This window comes from Georgenia sunbinii, from assembly GCF_036421875.1.
Taxonomy (GTDB): Bacteria; Actinomycetota; Actinomycetes; order Actinomycetales; family Actinomycetaceae; genus Georgenia_B; species Georgenia_B sunbinii.
Genome location: NZ_JAZGOL010000001.1, coordinates 715,504 through 734,137 on the forward strand (window position 1 = coordinate 715,504; position 18,634 = coordinate 734,137).

Genomic DNA, 18,634 nt, shown 5'->3' on the forward strand with positions numbered 1-18,634 from the left:
CACCTGCCACACTTGGCCGGTGACTCCGGCGAGCACTCCACTCCCCGACGTCGACCGGGTGCAGCACCGCACCCTGCTCACCCTCATGGGCAGCCAGACGCTCGGTGGCATCGGCGTGGCCAGCGGGATCGCGGTCGCGGCCATCGTCGCGGCCGAGGTCAGCGGCAACGAGGCTCTCTCCGGACTGGCGACGACGACGCAGGTGCTCGGCGGCGCGCTCGCCACCATCCCGGTGGCCGCGATCATGGCGACCCGCGGGCGCCGGGTCGGTCTGGTGACGGCGTACCTCGTCGGCGCCGTGGGCGCGGTGACCGCGGTCGTCGCCACCACCACCGGCCAATTCTGGCTGCTGCTCGTCGGCACCACGCTGTTCGGTGCCGCGACCACCGCCAACAGCCAGGCCAGGTACGCCGCCACCGACCTCGCGCCGCCCGAGCGCCGCGGCCGGCAGCTGAGCTGGGTGGTGTGGGCGACGACGATCGGGTCGGTGCTCGGGCCGAACATGATCGGGCCCGGGAAACGGCTGGCCGACGTGCTCGGCGTGCCGCCGCTCGCCGGGGCGTGGGTGCTCTCGCTCGGCGGCTTCGCACTGGCGGCGCTCGTGCTGCAGGTCCTGCTGCGGCCCGACCCGCTGCACGTGGCGCGCCAGGTACACACCACCGACCCGGCCGAGCGCGCGGCACCGGCCACCGCCCGCCGGGGCAACATCCTCGAGGGCCTGCGCCTCATCCGGGCGACACCGGCCGCGCTGTGGGGCACCACCGCGGTGACGGTCGGGCACGTCGTCATGGTCTCGATCATGGTGATGACACCGCTGCACATGCGCCACGGCCACGCGGAGATCGAGCTCATCGGCCTGGTGATCAGCCTGCACATCCTCGGCATGTACGGCCTGTCCCCCGTCGCCGGCCAGCTCACCGACCGGCTCGGCGCGCCGCGGGTGGTGTTGCTCGCGGTGGCGCTGCTGCTGCTCGCCTGCCTGCTTGCCGGCATCTCCAGTGACGGCCACTCGGTGACGCTCACCGCCGCGCTCATCCTGCTCGGACTGGGCTGGTCCGGCACCATGGTCGCCGGGTCCGGCACGGTCGCCGGGGCGGTGCCGGTGGCCGAGCGCGCAGCCGTCCAGGGCGCCGCCGACCTCGTCATGGGACTCTCCGCCGCGGCCGGCGGTGCGCTCGCCGGGCTAGTGATGGACGTGTGGGGCTACGACGTGCTGGCAACGATCGCGGCGGCAGCGGCACTGGCCCTCGGTGCCGTCACGCTCCAGCGGCTGCGGGCGTTGCCGAACGACGCCTGAGGTGACGGCGGTGGTCCCTACCGGACGGTTTGTACGCACCGCAGCGACGAGCACCGTGGCTCGACCAGGACGTCGAGAGGTGGGCCCGGCCGGGCTCGAACCGGCGACCTCCGCGGTGTAAACGCGGCGCTCTGACCAACTGAGCTACAGGCCCTGATGCAGCGACCAGCGTACTGGTCACCGAGCGGTGCCACGGACGCACCCTGGGCGCCGCCCCCGAGCATCACCCGGTGAGCGCTGTCAGCGCCGCCCGGTAGTCCGCGACCGACCTCGCCAGCCCGGCGGGGCTGTGGGTCGACCACGCGACCCGGCCCTCGCCGTCGAGCAGGAAGGAGCCGCGGGTCGCGAAGCCGCCGTCGTCGTCGAGCACCCCGAAGGCGGCCGCGGCCCTGCCGTGCGGCCAGAAGTCCGACAGCAGCGGCACGTCCACCCCCTCGTGCGCGGCCCACGCACGCAACGCGGGCGCCGGGTCGCAGCTGATCGCCACCACGCCCGCTGACGGGACGGACCCGCGCAGCGCGTGGAGGTCGCGCAGCTCGCCCGCGCACGTCGCGGTGAACGCGAAGGGCAGGAACACGACGAGCTGGGGGGCCGCGCGCACACCCCCGACACGCACCGGCGTGCCGTGGGTGTCGGGCAGCTCCAGCTCCGGAGCGAGCTCACCGCGGCCGAGAGGACTCCCGGCCCGGGTCGTCGGCACCGCTCAGCGGCCTCGTTCCCTGGCGAGCAGGCGCACGCCGTTCCAGTCGCCCTCGACCGAGATCACACCGGTGGGCTGAAGGCCGGCGGTGCGCGCCGAGTCCTCGAGCTCCGCGGGCGACACGTGGCCGTCACGGCCGGCCTTGGGGGTGAGCAGCGCGATGACGCCACCGTTGTCGAGGTTGTCCTGGGCGTCGACGAGGAGATCGGTGAGATCGCCGTCCGTCGAGTCGCTCGAGCGCCACCAGATCAGCGACCCGTCGACGACGTCGCCGTAGTCCTCACCGACGAGCTCGGTGCCGGTCAAGGTCTCGACGGCGGAACGGACGTCCTGGTCGACGTCGTCGTCATAGCCGAATTCCTGGACCTCCTGTCCAGGGGTGAAGCCGAACCGGCTGCCGGCATCGGGGCCAGCGGTCACTGCCACGTGTCTTCCTGCCTCTCATCTGGCGCGGACCTTTTCCGCGCGTTTCACCTTCGGCTGGGCCGACGGATGGTCATACCGTAGTGCGAGGGCCCACGTCCTGCCCAGAGCGACGTCGCGAGTCGCGGGACGTCCGTCGGTGCCGGCGCCACTGTGCCATGTGTAGCCAAGGTCATAACAAAGGGATGACCGGGGACATGGCATCCGTTCACCCGGGGGACGACAATGGATCTAACCTGAGTGGCACCGAGCCACCCACCACGCGCGTCGGGGCGCCGACGCTTGAGGGAAAGAGGACGTGTGAGTCCAGAGGATCGACGAGGACCGCTCATCGATGGCCTGCTGAGCCAGGTCAAGGACATCGACAGCGCGGAGACCGACGAGTGGCTGGAGTCGCTCGACGGACTCATCGACGAACGCGGTGGACCCCGCGCGCGTTACGTGCTTCTCAACCTGCTGCGTCGCGCCCGTCAGCGTGACGTCAGCGTGCCGGCGCCGCTGACCACGCCGTACGTCAACACCATCGGCGTCGAGGATGAGCCGTACTTCCCCGGCGACGAGGCGGTCGAGCGCAAGTACCGCGGCTGGATCCGCTGGAACGCCGCGGTGATGGTCACCCGTGCGCAGCGTCCCGACGTGTCCGTCGGTGGCCACATCTCCTCCTACGCCTCCATCGCCACCCTCTACGAGGTGGGGATGAACCACTTCTTCCGGGGCAAGGACCACCCCGGCGGCGGCGACCAGGTGTTCTTCCAGGGCCACTCCTCGCCGGGCAACTACGCCCGCGCGTACCTCGAGGGACGCCTCTCCGAGGACGACCTCGACGGCTTCCGCCAGGAGTACTCCCACCCCGGCGGCGGGCTGCCCTCCTACCCGCACCCCCGCCTCATGCCTGACTTCTGGGAGTTCCCCACGGTCTCCATGGGACTGGGCCCGGCCTCGGCGATCCACCAGGCCTACACCAACCGCTACGTGCACGAGCGCGGCATCAAGGACACCTCAGAGCAGCACGTGTGGGCGTTCCTCGGTGACGGCGAGATGGACGAGCCGGAGTCTCGCGGCATGCTGCAGCTCGCTGCGCAGCAGAACCTCGACAACCTCACCTTCGTGGTCAACTGCAACCTGCAGCGCCTCGACGGGCCGGTACGAGGCAACGGCAAGATCATCCAGGAGCTCGAGTCGTTCTTCCGCGGCGCCGGCTGGAACGTCATCAAGGTCATGTGGGGCCGCGAGTGGGACCCGCTGCTGCAGGCCGACAAGGACCGTGCGCTCGTCAACCTCATGAACGAGACGCTCGACGGCGACTACCAGACGTACAAGGCCAACGACGGCGCCTACGTGCGGGAGAACTTCTTCGGTCGCGACCCGCGCACCAAGGAGCTCGTCAAGGACATGTCCGACGACGACATCTGGTCGCTCAAGCGTGGCGGGCACGACTACCGCAAGATCTACGCGGCCTACAAGGCGGCGGCGGCCCACACCGGTCAGCCGACCGTCATCCTCGCCCAGAGCGTCAAGGGCTACGGGCTGGGGCCGAGCTTCGCGGGGCGTAACTCCACGCACCAGATGAAGAAGATGAAGACCACGGACCTCAAGATGCTCCGTGACGCCCTTCGCATCGACATCCCCGACGAGCAGCTCGAGGATCCGTACAACGCGCCGTACTACAAGCCGTCGGCGGACGACCCGACGCTGCAGTACATGATCGAGCGCCGCCGTGCGCTCGGCGGGTTCCTCCCCGAGCGTCGCGGTGACAAGGGCGGCCTGCCGCTGCCCGACGAGAAGCCGTACGAGGTCATCAAGGCCGGCTCCGGCAAGCAGGAGGTCGCCACGACGATGGCCCTCGTGCGCCTCATCAAGGAGCTGATGAAGGACAAGGACATCGGCCAGCGGATCGTGCCGATCATCCCCGACGAGGCCCGGACCTTCGGCCTGGACTCGATCTTCCCGACGGCGAAGATCTTCAACACCCACGGCCAGAACTACACCGCGGTGGACTCGGAGATGATGCTCTCCTACAAGGAGTCCGAGACCGGCCAGATCATGCACCTGGGCATCAACGAGGCCGGGTCGGCGGCCGCCTTCCAGACGGTCGGCACGTCCTACGCCACCCTCGGCGAGCCGCTCATCCCGATGTACATCTTCTACTCGATGTTCGGCTTCCAGCGCACCGGTGACCAGTTCTGGGCCGCCGGCGACCAGCTGGCGCGCGGCTTCGTCATCGGTGCCACCGCCGGGCGCACCACGCTCGCCGGTGAGGGCCTGCAGCACATGGACGGGCACTCGCTCGTGCTGGCGCAGACCAACCCGGCGTTCGTCAACTACGACCCGGCCTACGCCTACGAGATCCGCCACATCATCCGTGACGGCCTCTCGCGGATGTACGGCGCCGACGACCCGCGCGACCCGAACGTCATGTACTACATGACGGTCTACAACGAGCCGATGCACCAGCCGGCCGAGCCGGAGGGCGTCGACGTCGAGGGCATCCTGCGCGGCATCCACCGCATCGCCCCGGTCGAGGGCGACGGCCCGCCCGTCCAGCTGATGGCCTCGGGGGTCGGGGTGCCGTGGGCGATGCACGCCCGCGAGATCCTTGCCGAGGACTGGGGGGTCCGGGCCGGTGTCTGGTCGGTGACCAGCTGGGGCGAGCTGCGCCGGGAGGCGCTGGAGATCGAGCGCAAGCGGCTGCTCGAGCCGGCCGGCGACCACGGCGAGGCCTACGTGACCGCCAAGCTGCGCGACGCCGGTGGCCCGTACGTCGCCACCAGCGACTGGGACCACCTGGTCCCCGACCTCATCCGGCAGTGGGTCCCCGGGGACTACTACACGCTCGGCGCGGACGGCTTCGGCTACTCCGACACCCGCCCGGCGGCGCGTCGGCAGTTCCTCATCGATTCCCACTCGATGGTCGTCAAGGCGCTGCAGGCCCTCGCGGCCCGTGGCGAGGTCGACGCGGACGCACCCCGCCAGGCGGCGGAGCGCTACCGGCTGAGCGACGTCAACGCCGGCGAGTCCGGCACCGCCGGAGGCGACTCCTGACGGTCTGACGACCGACGACACAACGGCGGGTGGCCCCTGGAGACAGGGTGCCACCCGGCGTTCGTCGTACCGGCGTCAGGTCCGGCGACCCGGGCCGCCGGTGTCAGGCGCGGTGAGTCTGCTCCGCGGCCGCGACCTGCGGCTCGAGCTCGGCGACGAGGCGGGCCGACACGGCGTCGGGCCGTTCGGCGAGCAGCCCGAGATGGCGGCGCGCGTCCAACGGGCGCTCCGCGTCCAGCGCGGCGAGCACGATCTGCTGGCCCGCCTCCGGGATGTTGTCGCGCGGTGACCAGTGCCCCACGCCGAGTCCGAGGGCGTCGGCGGGCAGGTCAGCGGCGCGCAGCGCCCGCACGCCCTCGACGAGCGCCAGGCCGGTGGTCTCGCGTTCGCAGGCGGCGGCGAACCGACGCATCGCGCCCTCGTGGTCGTCGGGCAGCGAGAGCCGGCCGAGCTCGACGAGGGGGAACCAGGCCCGCGGGTTGCCGGCGAGCTCCTCGGCCAACGCCCAGATCGCCACATCGGCGGAGACGTGCCGGTCCACCGGCTCGTGCTCGGCGATGAGCGGGTCGACGGGCTCGTCGCCGTCGGCGCGCCGGCGCACCAGCTCGGCCAGCTCCCGGAAGGCGTCGACGTTGTTGGGATCCTGCACGAGCACGGTCCGCAGCACGTGCTCCCGTGGCTTGTCCTCGCTGCGCGCCGCGGAGGTCGCCTGGCGCGTGCCAACCCGCCGCTCCGGTAGCGAGCGGGTGAACAGCGACCTCAGCCGAGCGAGTAGAGCCATGGCGCCGAGCCTATCTGCTCGGCTTGCGACGCTCACCTGCACCGGTGGCACCGCTGACGACATCGTGAGATTTGTCGTCATTCGACAATTGCGCCACCTATGCTCACTGTCATGCCAGCTCCGGCCGCGATGCCTCCCCCGACCCAGGGCAGCTCCGACGTGCTTCGCCGACTCCGCGGCGGCACCGACCTGCTCACCTCCGCCGCGCTCAAGCGGCTCGACGCCGAGATCCGGTGGTACCGCGAGCTTGCCGCCGAGGACCGGTCGTGGATCGGGCTGGTCGCCCAGTCCGGCATCGCGGCGTTCATCGCCTGGTACGAGCAGCCCTCGGCGGCCACCTACAACGCCGCCGAGATCTTCCGCGCCGCGCCGCCCGAGCTCACCCGCTCCATCTCCCTGCAGCACACGCTGCAGCTGGTCCGGCTCGTCGTCGAGGTCGTCGAGGAGAACGCCGTCCAGCTTGCGGACCCAGGCCAGCAGCGCGACCTGCGCGACGCCGTGCTGCGCTACTCCCGCGAGGTCGCCTTCTCCGCCGCCGAGGTCTACGCCCGCGCCGCCGAGGCGCGTGGCGCGTGGGACGCCCGCCTGGAGGCGCTCGTCGTCGACTCCCTCGTCCGCGGCGACAGCGACAACTCGCTGCGCTCACGCGCGTCTGCGCTCGGCTGGTCCGGGGTGGGCTCGACCGTCGTCCTCGTCGGCACCACGGACGGCGCCCTCGACGAACGACGGACCGCGGAGCTGCGGCGCGCGTGCCGGCGAGCGGCCAAGGATGCGCTCGTCGGTATCCAGGGCGACCGGCTGGTGATCGTCCTCGGTGGCGAGAACCTCCGGGAGGCCGCCGAGGGCCTCATGGCGCGCCTGCGGCCCGGCACCGTCGTCCTGGGGCCCGAGGTCCACGACATCGCCGACGCCGGCCGGTCCGCCCGGGCCGCGCTCGCGGGGCTGCTCGCGGCACCGGCCTGGCCTGACGCCCCCGAGCTGGTCGAGGCTGACGAGCTGCTGCCCGAACGGCTCCTCAACGGTGACCCGCTGGCCCGCCGCACGCTGCTGACCGACCTCTACCGCCCGCTCGCCGCCACCAGCGGGCCGCTCCTCGAGACCCTCGGGGAGTACCTCAGCCAGGGACGTTCGCTCGAGGCGGCCGCCCGCGCGCTGTACGTCCACCCGAACACCGTGCGTTACCGGTTGCGGCGCATCACGCAGATCATCGGCTGGGACCCCACCTCACCCCGCGAGGGCTTCGTCCTGCAGATCGCAGTGGGCGTCGGTCGGCTCTCCGCGGCCTCCGGGGAGCACTCCGGGGTCTGAGCCGGCGCCAGATGTGACAGGTGTCCTAGCGATGGAGGTAGCGCACCGACGTTCTTGTCGAACTCCCACAACCCGACCGCGGCTACTTCGTACGCGTCCGATGCCAGGGACGCGCCCGGGTGTTGGCAGAGTGGACGGGTGCTTGCCATCGTCTGCCCCGGTCAGGGTGCCCAGTCCCCCGGCATGCTCAGCCCATGGCTCGAGCTGCCCAGTCTCGCCGACTCCGTCGCCACCATGGGTGACGCCGCCGAGGTCGACCTGCGGTACCTCGGTACCGAGGCGGACGCCGCGGCGATCAAGGACACCGCCAACGCTCAGCCGCTCATCGTCGCGGCGTCGCTGCTCAGCTTCGGCGCGGTGTTCGGCGAGGACTCCTCAGCAGTCGGCGTCGCCGCCGGCCACTCGGTCGGCGAGCTCGCCGCCGCGGCGGTCGCCGGCACGCTCGACGCCACCGACGCGCTGCGGCTCGTCGGGGCGCGCGGCCGAGCCATGGCCGCCGCCGCGGCCGTCACGCCCACCGGGATGAGCGCCGTCGTCGGGGGTGACCCCGAGGAGGTCCTCGAGACGCTGCGCGAGCACGGCCTCACGCCGGCGAACGTCAACGGTGGCGGCCAGGTCGTCGCCGCCGGCACGCTCCCCCAGCTTGAGGCGCTGATGGCCAACCCGCCGGCCCGCGCCCGGGTGATCGCGCTCCAGGTGGCCGGCGCCTTCCACACCGTCCACATGGAGCCGGCCGTCGAGCAGGTCCAGCAGGCCGCGGCCACCATCACCCCCAGCGACCCCACGCCGGTGCTGCTGTCGAACGCCGACGGCGCTGCCGTCACCTCCGGCACCGACGCCCTGGCGCGCATCGTCGCGCAGGTCGCCCGGCCGGTGCGGTGGGACCTCACCTGCCAGACGATGCTCGAGCTCGGCGTCACCGGGCTCATCGAGCTCGCTCCCGCCGGGGTCCTCACCGGCCTGGCGCGTCGTACGCTGGCAGGTGTGCAGACCCTCGCCCTGAAGTCCCCCGACCAGCTCGACGACGCGCGGGCCATGGCCCGCGAGCACGGAGCCGCCCGATGAGTCGTCCCACGCTGCGAGAGACCAAGACCAACGCCCACTCCCGGATCCTTGGCTTCGGCGGGGTGCGGGGCGACCTCGTCGTCCCCAACGACGACATCGTCGGCCCGATCGACAGCTCCGACGAGTGGATCCGGCAGCGCACCGGCATCGCCGAGCGCCGTCGCGCCACCCCGGAGCAGACCGTGACCACGATGTCGGTCGACGCGGCGCGAGAGGCGCTCGCGGTCGCCGGGATCGACGGCGCCCAGCTGGGTGCGGTCATCGTCGCCACCGTCACCCACATGCAGCAGACGCCCGCGCTGGCAACGGTGGTCGCCGACCAGCTCGGCGCCACCCCGGCGGCGGCGTACGACATCTCCGCCGCCTGCGCGGGCTACTGCTACGGCATCGCGCAGGCCGACGCCCTGGTGCGGTCGGGCACCGCGGACTACGTGCTCGTCGTCGGCGTCGAGAAGATGTCGGACTTCCTCGACCCGACCGACCGCACCATCTCCTTCCTCCTCGGCGACGGCGCCGGTGCCGCGGTCGTCGGCCCCTCAGACACCCCGGGCATCGGCCCGACGGTGTGGGGCTCGGACGGTGCGCAGGCCGACGTCATCAACCAGACCCACTCGTGGCTCACCTTCCGTGACGGCACCGACACCTCGTGGCCCACGCTGCGCCAGAAGGGCCCCACCGTTTTCAAGTGGGCGAGCTTCGAGATGGCCAAGGTCGCCAAGCAGACCATCGAGGCCGCCGGGCTGCAGCCCGAGGACATCGACGTGTTCCTGCCCCACCAGGCGAACATGCGGATCATCGACCAGCTGGCCAAGCAGCTCGGGCTGCGCGAGGACGTCGTCATCGCGCGTGACATCGCCGACACCGGCAACACCTCGGCGGCGTCGATCCCGCTGGCGGCCGAGCGGCTCTACCGCGAGGGCATGGTGCCCTCGGGCGCGTTGGCGCTGCAGATCGGCTTCGGCGCCGGCCTCGCCTACGCCGCACAGGTCGTCGTCCTGCCCTGACCCGGGGCGTCGCCGCCGCCACCACGGCCCGCATGGGCCACACTTGACCCCGTTATATCCCAACCGAATTGGAGAGCCCCCATGGCACACAGCGAGCAGGACATCCTGGCTGGACTGGCAGAGATCGTCAACGAGGAGACCGGTCTGCCGACCGACTCCGTCCTCCCTGAGAAGTCCTTCACCGACGACCTCGACATCGACTCGCTGTCGATGATGACGATCGTCACGCTGGCCGAGGAGAAGTTCGAGGTCCGCATCCCCGACGAGGAGGTCGCCAACCTGGCGACCGTGCAGGACGCGGTCACCTTCATCGCCGGGGCCCAGCAGGCCTGACCCTCTCGGCCGGGGCGCGCCGCCACACGTGGCCGCCCCGGCCGCAGCAGTACCCACGAGCAGGCCCGCGCCACACCCATTCCCAAGGAGCAACTGATGGCTGACAAGACCGTTGTCGTGACCGGACTGGGTGCGACCACGCCGCTCGGCGGTGACGTCCCCACGACCTGGGCGGCCGCCCTCGCCGGCAAGTCCGGCGTCCGCACCCTGGAGAACGACTGGGCCGAGCGTTACGAGATCCCCGTCGACTTCGCCGGCCAGCTCGCGGTGCCCGCCTCCGACGTCCTCGAGCGCCCCAAGATGCGCCGGATGGACCCCAGCGCGCAGTACGCCATCATCGCGACCCGCGAGGCGTGGGCGGACGCCGGCGCCCCGGAGGTCGACGGCGAACGCCTCGGTGCCGTGGTTGCCTCCGGCATCGGCGGCGTCTGGACCCTGCTCGACGCGTGGGACGTGGTCAAGGAGAAGGGCGCCCGGCGCGTCATGCCACTGACCGTGCCCATGCTCATGCCCAACTCGCCGGTCGCCTACGTCTCCCTCGAGGTCGGGGCCAAGGCCGGTGCTCACTCCCCCGTCTCGGCCTGCGCCTCGGGAGCGGAGGCCATCGCCTACGGCGTCGAGATGATTCGCACCGGCCGCGCCGACGTCGTCGTCGCCGGCGGCACCGAGGCCGCTATCCACCCGCTGCCCATCGCGGCCTTCGCCAAGATGCAGGCGCTGTCCACCCGTACCGACGACCCTGCTGGCGCCTCACGGCCCTACGACGTCAGCCGGGACGGCTTCGTCATGGGTGAGGGCGCCGGGATCGTCGTCCTCGAGAGCGCCGAGCACGCTGCCGCGCGCGGCGCCCGCGTCTACGCGGAGATCGCCGGCGTCGGCATGAGCTCTGACGCCTACGACATCGCGCCGCCCGACCCCTCCGGCGCCGGCCAGGAGCGCGCGATGCGCCTGGCACTGGCCGACGCCGACGTCAGCGCCCGCGACGTCGTCCACGTCAATGCCCACGCGACCTCCACCCCGGCCGGCGACGGCGTCGAGGCGGCCGCGATCCGCCGCGGCCTCGGGGACGACGCCGACCACGTGACGGTCTCGGCGACCAAGTCGATGACCGGTCACCTGCTCGGGGGCGCCGGCGCGCTGGAGACGATCTTCACCGTGCTTGCGATCCAGGAGCGCACTGCGCCGCCGACGATCAACGTCACCGAGATCCAGCCCGGCATCGAGATCGACCTCGTCCGCGACACGCCGCGCGAGCTGCCCGCAGGCCAGATCGCCGGCGTCAACAACGCCTTCGGCTTCGGCGGCCACAACGTCGCCGTCGTGGTCCGCAGCGCCTGACGGCTACGGACCCCCGGTCGACCGGGGGTCCGGCTCACCGCGGCGCGCTCGAACGCCCGGCCTATGACTCATACCCCCGGTCCACCGGGGATGGTGAGGCGCGCCCCGCGACGCTCAGCCGACGCGGTGGAGCCAGCGGACGGGGGCGCCGGCGCCGGCGTAGCGGAACGGCTCGAGCTCGTCGTCCCAGGCCTGGCCCAGCGCGAGGTTCATCTCGTGGCGCATCCGGGCCGGGTCGCCTGCCTGCTCGAGGGCAGCCCGCACCCGGTCCTCCGGCACGACGACGTTGCCGTGCGCGTCGGTCTGGGCGTGGAAGATGCCCAGCTCGGGGGTGTGGGACCAGCGTCCGCCGTCGATGCCGGGGGACGGGTCCTCGGTGATCTCGTAGCGCAGGTGGGTCCAGCCGCGCAGCGCGGACGCCAGCCGGGCACCGGTGCCGACCGGCCCCACCCAGGAGTACTCGGCGCGCGAGAGTCCGGGCGCAGCAGGCTGCGGGGTCCACTCGAGGGACACCCTGCCGTCGAGCACCGTACCGGCCGCCCACTCGACGTGGGGGCACAGCGCCTTGGGCGCAGAGTGCACGAAAATGACGCCGCGGGTTGTGGCACCACTCATGTCGACCCTCCTGGTTCCTGGTTGAGGTACGTCTTCCCCTACGACCTCAGGTGAACCAGTCAGCGACACGAACACGACGGAACCGCCTCATCATGTCATTGATCCGCGAGATTCCGCCAGCCCACCGCGGACCGGGGTTCGGCTGAGGCCTCAGCCGAGGCCGGCGTCGTGCACGCAGCGGGCGATCTGCACCCGGTTGGTGGCGTCGAGCTTGGTGAACAGCCGAGCCACGTGGGTCTTGACCGTCGCCACCCCCAGGTACAGCTCGGCGGCGATCTCGGCGTTCGACAGGCCGCGGGCGACGGCGACCGCCACCTCCCGCTCCCGCTCGGTCAGCCGCGACAGCCTCGTCTCGGCGTGCTGCCGGCGTCCGTCGTCGCGGGAGGTCACCGCGGCGATGAGCTGCGCGGTGACCGACGGCGAGAGGATCGGCTGACCCGCGGCCACCCGACGCACGGCGTCGACGAGATCGGCGGGCGGGGTGTCCTTGAGGAGGAAGCCGACCGCCCCGTGCTGGAGCGCGGTGAGGACCATGTCGTCGGTGTCGAAGGTGGTGAGCACGATGATGCGCGCCGCCGTGCCGCCGTCGACCAGCCGGCGGGTGGCCACGAGCCCGTCCATCACCGGCATCCGGATGTCCATGAGCACGACGTCGGGGCGGGTGCGGGCGACGGCGTCCAGCGCCTGCCGCCCGTCGGCGGCCTCGGCGACGACGTCGATGTCGCGGTCGCCGCCGACGATCAGCTTCAGGCTGGTGCGGACCAGGGCGTCGTCGTCGACCACGACCACGGTGATCGGCCGGGTCGGCGGGATGGTCATCGCTCCCCCTCCTCGACGGTCGGCCACGGCAGCGACGCGGTCAGCACGAACTCGTCGTCCCGCCAACCGTGCCACAGCCGTCCGCCGGCGAGCGCCACCCGCTCGGCCATGCCGGTCAGTCCCAGCGCCGACGACGGTGAGTCGCCCCGCGAGGAGCCAGCGCCGTTGCGGATCGTCAGGTCGAGGGAGCCGCCCCGCTCCCCGGTGAGCACGACGTGCACCGGGGCGCCCCAGGCGTGCTTGCGGGCGTTGGTCAGCCCCTCCTGGACCAGCCGGTAGACGGTGCGGCCGACGACGTCGCTGACCGCCTCGCGCGACGGCAGCGAGCCACCGGGCAGCGCGGTGACGTCGAGGTCGACCGTCATCCCCGCCTCGCGCTCCTCGGCGAGCATCGCGGGCACCTCGGCCAGCGTCGGCTGCGGCGGCTCCGCGTGGCCGGGCGTGGGCGCGTCCGCCCGCAGCACGCCCAGCACGTCGCGCAGCTCGCCGAGCGCGCGGTGGGCGTTGGCCCGGATCGTCTCCGCGGACTCGCGAACCTCGGCCGGCGGCAGGTCCTCGCGGTAGGCGAGGGCGCCGGCCTGCATGGCGACCAGCGAGATCCGGTGGGCGAGGACGTCGTGCATCTCGCGGGCGATCCGGGTGCGTTCGGCGTCCCGCGCAGCGTCGGCCTCGAGCCGCTGCTCCCGCTCGGCGGTCTCGGCGCGCTCGCGCAGCGTGACGATGAGCTCGCGGCGGGCGCCCACGTAGAAGCCGGTCGCCACGCACACCGCATACGCGAGGACGGCCATCCCCGCGCTGAGCAGCACCATCGTGCTGGTCAGCGCCTCGACCGGCAGCGACGGCCGGTAGGCACCCTCGTAGACCCCGGTGCCGGCGACCCAGATGACGCCGACCAACGCGACCCAGCGCCAGCGTCGATGCGTCGCCATCGACACCGTCGCCACGGCCGCGGCGCCGAGGGCGGCGACCGAGACACCCGCCAGCGCGGCGGTCATGACCGCCGTCAGCACCGGGTAGCGGCGACGCAGCACCAGCAGCGCGAGCCCGACGATGCCGAGGAAGCCGTCGAGCAGCGCGACTCCCCCGAGGGTCGCTTCCTCGGCAGCGGACAGGGGTCCGGAGGCCTCCATGAGGTCGACGGTGACCGCCAGCCACAGGGCGAACGCGATCCCGGCAGCGGCGAGGTAGCGCCACGTCCGTGACCACCACCCGAGGCGTTCCGCGTCACCACGTCTGACGCCCGGAGCGTGGCTGGCATGGGGTGGGCGGGCGGCAGGCATGTGCCGAGCCTATGGCGGCCACCTCGGCGTCGAGTCCACCCGGGGGCCGCGCCCCGTCCACCCAAAGGTTGACCCGTGCGAGCCCCGCGGGGGTCGGCCCAACGGGTGGCCGGCCGAGATCGTGGAGCCATGATCATCACGGAGAACCTGACCAAACGCTACGGCGCTCACACCGCCGTCGACGACGTGTCCTTCACCTGCGAGCCCGGGCAGATCACCGGGTTCCTCGGCCCCAACGGCGCCGGCAAGTCCACCACGCTGCGGATGATCTGCGGGCTCACCCGGCCCACCGCCGGCAGCGCCACCATCAGCGGCCGGGCGTTGGCCGACATCCCCAACCCTGGGCGCCACGTCGGGGTGCTGCTCGACGCCTCCGCGCAGCACGCCGGGCGCAGCGGGCGCGAGATGCTGCTGCTCGCGGCTCTGCTCATGGGGCTGCCCGAGAGCCGGGTCGACAAGGTGATCGAGCTCGTGGGCCTCACCGCCCGCGAGTCGCGGACCCGCACCCGGACGTACTCGCTGGGCATGCGCCAACGCCTGGGTATCGGGATGGCACTGCTCGGCAAGCCGTCGGTGCTCATCCTCGACGAGCCGGCCAACGGCCTCGACCCGGCAGGCATCCGCTGGATGCGCGACCTCCTGCGGTCCTTCGCCGCCGGCGGCGGCACGGTGCTGCTGTCCTCGCACCTGCTGCGCGAGATGGAGGCGGTGTGCACCCGGCTGGTCATCGTCGGGCGCGGCCGCGTGCTCGCCCAGGGAGCCGCCGACGACCTGCTCGCCGAGCAGGACCTGGAAGATCTCTTCTTCGACACCACCGCCGCCCACGCCCGAGAGGAGATGTCGGCATGACCGCCGTCGTCCCGCCCACCACCTCCCGCTACGCCGGCGACAGCCGGCCCGTCGCCGACGTCCCGGCCATCCCGTTCCGGCGGCTGACCGCCGTCGAGCTGCGCAAACAGGTCGACACCCGTGCCGGGCGCTGGCTGCTGGTGTCGATCGTCGCCGTCAACGTCATCCTCGCCGTGCTCGTGCTGCTCACCAGCCCGCCGGAGCTCCTCACCTGGCGGGCGCTGACCGAGACCACGACCATCGGTCAGCTGCTGCTGCTCCCGCTCATCGGGATCCTGGCAGCCACCAGCGAGTGGACCCAACGGACCACGCTGACCACCTTCACACTGGAGCCACGGCGCACCCGGGTGAACCTCGCCAAGCTCACCGGCGCCGTCGCCCTCGGCGCGGTGACACTCGTCCTCACGCTGGCGGCGGCCGCGGCCCTCAACGGGCTTGGCGCGCTGCTGCGCGGCGGGGACGGGTCGTGGCAGATGGACTGGGCGATGCTCGGCGGGCTGTCGCTGGCCCTCCTCGTGCTCGTCACCCAGGGGGTGGCCTTCGGGCTGCTGTTCCTCAGCACCCCGATCGCCATCGTCAGCTACCTGCTCATCCCGACGGCGTGGACGGCGGTCGTCATGCTGGTCTCGGCGCTGGACGGCGTGGCGCCGTGGCTCGACCTCAGTATCGGCCTCGAAGTGCTCATGGCCGGCGAGATGACACCGCAGACGTGGCTGCACCTGGCCAGCTCGACGGCGGTGTGGGTGGCGCTGCCGCTCGTCCTGGGGCTGGTGCGGACCGCCCGGCGCGAGGTCGCCTGAGCGGGTGCGCGCCGTCCGTGTCAGCCGATCTGCTCGCGGATGGCGCGCATCGCCTTCTTGCGCTCGGTGCGCTCCAGCCGGTCGATGTAGAGCATGCCGTCGAGGTGATCGCACTCGTGCTGCAGGCAGCGCGCCATGAGCTCCTCGCCCTCGACGACGACGGGGTTGCCGTCGAGGTCGATGCCCTCGACCCGGGCGTACCAGGCGCGCTTGGTCGGGTACCACAGCTCGGGCACCGAGAGGCAGCCCTCGTCGCCGTCCTGGTACTCGTCCTCGGAGACCTCGACGAGCCGCGGGTTGAGGACGTAGCCGATCTCGTCCTCGATGTTCCACGAGAACGCGCGCAGGCTCACGCCGATCTGGTTGGCGGCAAGACCCGCCCGGCCGTCAGTGTCGACCGTCTCGAGGAGGTCGGCGACCAACGTCCTCACCCGGTCGTCGATCGTGGTGATCTCCTCGCAGACCGTTCGCAGCACGGGGTCCCCCACGATCCGGATGTCTCGCATAGCCATGAGCGCTAGTTTCCCATGCCAGGGCCGATGGTCGGGACGCTGGCGCGCCGGTCGGTCAGGGCTGGAGCGCGCGTGCCGTCCAGCCCGCGCCCGTCCTCGTGTACGCCAGGCGACGATGGACACAGGTGGGACTGCCCGACCAGAACTGCATGACGGTCGGCGTGACCAGCCAGCTGCGCCAGTGGGCGGGCCGCTCGATCTCCCGACCGCTGTCGTCGAGGTCCTGGGCAGCCTGGTCGAGCTCGGCCCACGACTGGACGGGCGCGCTCTGACGGGCCACGACCGCTGCTGCCCGGGCTGCCCGCGGCAGGGCCGCGAAGTCCCGGTCCGACGCGGCGTCCTCGAGCACGGATACCACGCCCTTGATGCGGTACTGCTGCTCGGTCGCGGCCCAGTAGGCCGCCAGGGCGACGTGCCGGTCGGCCGCCAGCTCGCGGCCCTTCGGTCCCTTCGCGCTCGTGGCGAAGACGACGCCGACGTCGGTGATGTCGGTCAGCGCCACGAACCGTGAGGACGGTGTGCCGTCGGCGCCCAGCGTCGACAGGCTCACCACCATGGGGTCGCTCACCTCGAGCGCGGGTGCGCGCAGCAGCCAGGACCGCAGGAGCGTCATCGGGTCGGGCGGCGGGTGCTCGACCAGGGCGTCGACGCCGCCGCCGGGCGCGAGGGGATCGGTCATGACGCTCCTCGGGGTCGGTGGGCGAGGGAGTCGAAGCGTCGCGCGTTTCGGGCGCCCTCGCACCCCCGGGCGAGCCGGCCGTGACTGCTCAGAAGGTGCGGCGTACGCACCTGGCGAACGGTCGGCCGTCGGGATCGAAGGCGGCCTTGTAGAACGCCGCTGGTGCCGACGTCAGCCATCGGGCGCTCCTCGGGGAGGGTCGTCGGGTCCCCAATCTGCGGAGGGTCCACCCGGGTCGCATCCGGGACCGGACCACTCAGCCGTCGAGCTTCTTGACGATGCGCTGGACGGTGAGCCAGGTGCGGGTGGTGATGTCCTTGCCGTAGGTCTTGTCCAGCCAGGCCATGAAGCTGGGCGTCTTCCCAGGCTCGGAGTTGTCGATGACGGTGAGGAACACCCGGGCGCCCTGGTCGTAACCGACGACCCGGGTCAGCGGGTCAGGCTGCTCCGGCAACCGCTCCGGGGCCGGTGCCCCGTCCTTGAGGAACGTCGCCGTCAGGTAGGTGCCCCGGCCGTGGGTCAACCCGGGGAACGGGTCACTGTCCAGGAGCGCGCGCAGCTCGGCGTGCGACCGGATGATGGTCCCGCCTGGGATGCCGAGCTCGGCACTGAGCGCCTCCTGCACGCGTCGCTCAAGCACGGGGGCGGCCGTCGCGGCGGTCCGGAACACGATGTTCCCGCTCGCCAGCACCGAGCCCACGTCGTCGAACCCGAGGCCTTCGAACACCCCGCGCAGCTTGTCGTTGGTCATGCTCGGGTTGCTGGGGGCGATACCGCGCAGCAGCGCCGCGTACCTGGTCATGAGCAGACCCTAGACCTCGGCCCGGCGGCGGTGCGTTCTTGCGCTGACGGCAACAGTGCCCCAGGTGGGGCTTGAACCCACGACCGACGGATTATGAGTCCGCTGCTCTGACCGGCTGAGCTACTGGGGCGAGGCCGGCCGGGACGCCGGGCACGGTGTGCGATCTTACCGGGCCGCGACGGCGCCGGGTTACCGTGGGGCATGGCTCTCATCCGCCGCGCACCGCGGGTTCCCCAGGACATCGCCGCCCATCTGCCGAGCCGGGAGCGGGCGCTGCTCGCCGCGCCGCTCACCGACGGGCAGTGGGCGGTCATCACCCGGCCGGCGCTCGTCGTCGCCGGCCCGGACGGCCTGACCGAGCGCAGCACGTGGGACGAGATCGAGACCGGTGCGTGGGACGGGGAATCGCGAACCTTCACCATCACCTGGTCCGACCGGACCCGCGCCCCCCACGACCTGCGCTTCACCGACGACGTTCTCCCCGACTTCACCGCGGCGCTGCGCGAACGCGTGCAGTCCTCGGTGATCCACGCCGAGATCGACGAGGTGGGCGGCACCCGGGTGCGGGCCACCGTCCGACGCCGGGAGGACGGGTCGCTCTACTCACGCCTCACTGCCTTCGGGCCGCTCACCGGCAGCCCCGAGGAGACCGCGCAGCTCGACGACCTTGAGCGCCGCGTGCGGGAGGCCGCCGGCCTGGCGCCGTGAGCCGCTGGGTGCCGCAACTCACACCGGTGGCCAGCAGGTCCGATTCTCAACCCGCTGCTCCATCCTGCTAGAGTCGTCACCGCCATCCCGCGTAGCTCAACGGCAGAGCATCCGACTGTTAATCGGACGGTTACTGGTTCGAATCCAGTCGCGGGAGCCACACGAAAGGGCCCCTGACCAGCGCAGATGCGCCGGCGGGGGCCTTCGTCGTCCGTCGTGCGCCAGCTGCCGCCTCCTGCCCGCGGAGCCAATTCCGGGTACCTGCGGACGAGGGCTTCC

Annotated in this window: 18 protein-coding genes, 3 tRNA genes and 1 pseudogene; 11 read left to right on the forward strand and 11 right to left on the reverse strand. The window is 72.1% G+C overall.

What is annotated here, in order from left to right; all coding sequences use genetic code 11:
* Positions 1-19 precede the first annotated feature (19 nt).
* A complete protein-coding gene (locus V2J52_RS03435; protein WP_331226254.1) occupies positions 20-1,297 on the forward strand; it encodes an MFS transporter in 1,278 nt (425 codons plus the stop codon).
* An 80-nt stretch (positions 1,298-1,377) separates the two neighbouring features.
* On the opposite strand, the gene V2J52_RS03440 is transcribed toward V2J52_RS03435, so the two are convergent.
* From V2J52_RS03440 to V2J52_RS03450, 3 genes are all read right to left on the reverse strand, one after another.
* Positions 1,378-1,451, reverse strand: a tRNA-Val gene (locus V2J52_RS03440).
* Positions 1,452-1,520: 69 nt separating this feature from the next.
* Positions 1,521-1,997: a redoxin domain-containing protein gene (locus V2J52_RS03445; protein WP_331226255.1), complete on the reverse strand. Its 477-nt coding sequence runs from the start codon at positions 1,995-1,997 to the stop codon at positions 1,521-1,523.
* A gap of 3 nt (positions 1,998-2,000) precedes the next feature.
* Positions 2,001-2,423 carry a DUF3052 domain-containing protein gene (locus tag V2J52_RS03450; RefSeq protein ID WP_331226256.1) on the reverse strand — a complete coding sequence of 141 codons (423 nt, stop codon included), beginning with the start codon at positions 2,421-2,423 and terminating at the stop codon, positions 2,001-2,003.
* A 297-nt stretch (positions 2,424-2,720) separates the two neighbouring features.
* Between V2J52_RS03450 and aceE the strand changes: the two genes are divergently transcribed.
* The gene (aceE, locus tag V2J52_RS03455; protein ID WP_331226257.1) at positions 2,721-5,462 is read left to right on the forward strand and encodes a pyruvate dehydrogenase (acetyl-transferring), homodimeric type; all 2,742 of its coding nucleotides are present in this window, start codon (positions 2,721-2,723) and stop codon (positions 5,460-5,462) included.
* Positions 5,463-5,565: 103 nt separating this feature from the next.
* On the opposite strand, the gene V2J52_RS03460 is transcribed toward aceE, so the two are convergent.
* The gene (locus V2J52_RS03460) at positions 5,566-6,243 is read right to left on the reverse strand and encodes a hypothetical protein (protein WP_331226258.1); all 678 of its coding nucleotides are present in this window, start codon (positions 6,241-6,243) and stop codon (positions 5,566-5,568) included.
* 111 nt (positions 6,244-6,354) lie between these two features.
* Here V2J52_RS03460 and V2J52_RS03465 point away from each other — a divergent pair, with 111 nt between their 5' ends.
* From V2J52_RS03465 to V2J52_RS03485, 5 genes are all read left to right on the forward strand, one after another.
* Complete coding sequence (locus V2J52_RS03465; protein ID WP_331226259.1) at positions 6,355-7,551, forward strand: PucR family transcriptional regulator; 1,197 nt, start codon at positions 6,355-6,357, stop codon at positions 7,549-7,551.
* Between the two features lie 138 nt (positions 7,552-7,689).
* The gene (locus V2J52_RS03470; protein ID WP_331226260.1) at positions 7,690-8,616 is read left to right on the forward strand and encodes an ACP S-malonyltransferase; all 927 of its coding nucleotides are present in this window, start codon (positions 7,690-7,692) and stop codon (positions 8,614-8,616) included.
* Entirely contained in the window at positions 8,613-9,620 is a 1,008-nt protein-coding gene (locus tag V2J52_RS03475) for a beta-ketoacyl-ACP synthase III (RefSeq protein ID WP_331226261.1), read from the forward strand. The genes V2J52_RS03470 and V2J52_RS03475 overlap by 4 nt, the downstream gene beginning before the upstream one ends.
* 81 nt (positions 9,621-9,701) lie before the next feature.
* Complete coding sequence (locus tag V2J52_RS03480) at positions 9,702-9,953, forward strand: acyl carrier protein (RefSeq protein WP_331226262.1); 252 nt, start codon at positions 9,702-9,704, stop codon at positions 9,951-9,953.
* A gap of 96 nt (positions 9,954-10,049) precedes the next feature.
* Complete coding sequence (locus V2J52_RS03485) at positions 10,050-11,291, forward strand: beta-ketoacyl-[acyl-carrier-protein] synthase family protein (RefSeq protein ID WP_331226263.1); 1,242 nt, start codon at positions 10,050-10,052, stop codon at positions 11,289-11,291.
* Positions 11,292-11,405: 114 nt separating this feature from the next.
* On the opposite strand, the gene V2J52_RS03490 is transcribed toward V2J52_RS03485, so the two are convergent.
* The 3 genes from V2J52_RS03490 to V2J52_RS03500 all read right to left on the reverse strand — a co-directional run bounded on the left by V2J52_RS03490 (position 11,406) and on the right by V2J52_RS03500 (position 14,005).
* Complete coding sequence (locus V2J52_RS03490; protein ID WP_331226264.1) at positions 11,406-11,906, reverse strand: DUF3145 domain-containing protein; 501 nt, start codon at positions 11,904-11,906, stop codon at positions 11,406-11,408.
* 150 nt (positions 11,907-12,056) lie between these two features.
* On the reverse strand, positions 12,057-12,725 hold the full coding sequence (locus V2J52_RS03495; protein WP_331226265.1) for a response regulator transcription factor: 669 nt from the start codon (positions 12,723-12,725) through the stop codon (positions 12,057-12,059).
* Positions 12,722-14,005: a sensor histidine kinase gene (locus V2J52_RS03500; protein ID WP_331226266.1), complete on the reverse strand. Its 1,284-nt coding sequence runs from the start codon at positions 14,003-14,005 to the stop codon at positions 12,722-12,724. Before V2J52_RS03500 ends, V2J52_RS03495 begins: the two co-directional genes overlap by 4 nt.
* A 129-nt stretch (positions 14,006-14,134) precedes the next feature.
* Here V2J52_RS03500 and V2J52_RS03505 point away from each other — a divergent pair.
* Together V2J52_RS03505 and V2J52_RS03510 are read left to right on the forward strand one after the other, a co-directional pair.
* Positions 14,135-14,788 (forward strand): annotated as a pseudogene (locus tag V2J52_RS03505) (ABC transporter ATP-binding protein); the annotation flags it as partial.
* A gap of 62 nt (positions 14,789-14,850) precedes the next feature.
* On the forward strand, positions 14,851-15,654 hold the full coding sequence (locus V2J52_RS03510) for an ABC transporter permease (protein WP_331226268.1): 804 nt from the start codon (positions 14,851-14,853) through the stop codon (positions 15,652-15,654).
* Between the two features lie 20 nt (positions 15,655-15,674).
* Here V2J52_RS03510 and def read toward each other — a convergent pair whose 3' ends face one another.
* The 4 genes from def to V2J52_RS03530 form a co-directional block, all read right to left on the reverse strand.
* A complete protein-coding gene (gene def, locus V2J52_RS03515; protein ID WP_331226269.1) occupies positions 15,675-16,166 on the reverse strand; it encodes a peptide deformylase in 492 nt (163 codons plus the stop codon).
* A 55-nt stretch (positions 16,167-16,221) separates the two neighbouring features.
* On the reverse strand, positions 16,222-16,845 hold the full coding sequence (locus V2J52_RS03520; protein ID WP_331226270.1) for a pyridoxine/pyridoxamine 5'-phosphate oxidase: 624 nt from the start codon (positions 16,843-16,845) through the stop codon (positions 16,222-16,224).
* A 256-nt stretch (positions 16,846-17,101) separates the two neighbouring features.
* Positions 17,102-17,647 (reverse strand): DUF1697 domain-containing protein, encoded by a 546-nt coding sequence (locus V2J52_RS03525; protein ID WP_331226271.1) that lies wholly within the window; start codon positions 17,645-17,647, stop codon positions 17,102-17,104.
* A 56-nt stretch (positions 17,648-17,703) separates the two neighbouring features.
* Positions 17,704-17,777: transfer RNA gene (locus tag V2J52_RS03530), tRNA-Ile, on the reverse strand.
* Positions 17,778-17,848: 71 nt separating this feature from the next.
* Here V2J52_RS03530 and V2J52_RS03535 point away from each other — a divergent pair.
* On the forward strand, positions 17,849-18,355 hold the full coding sequence (locus tag V2J52_RS03535) for a hypothetical protein (RefSeq protein WP_331226272.1): 507 nt from the start codon (positions 17,849-17,851) through the stop codon (positions 18,353-18,355).
* A gap of 85 nt (positions 18,356-18,440) precedes the next feature.
* Positions 18,441-18,515, forward strand: a tRNA-Asn gene (locus tag V2J52_RS03540).
* Positions 18,516-18,634 lie beyond the last annotated feature (119 nt).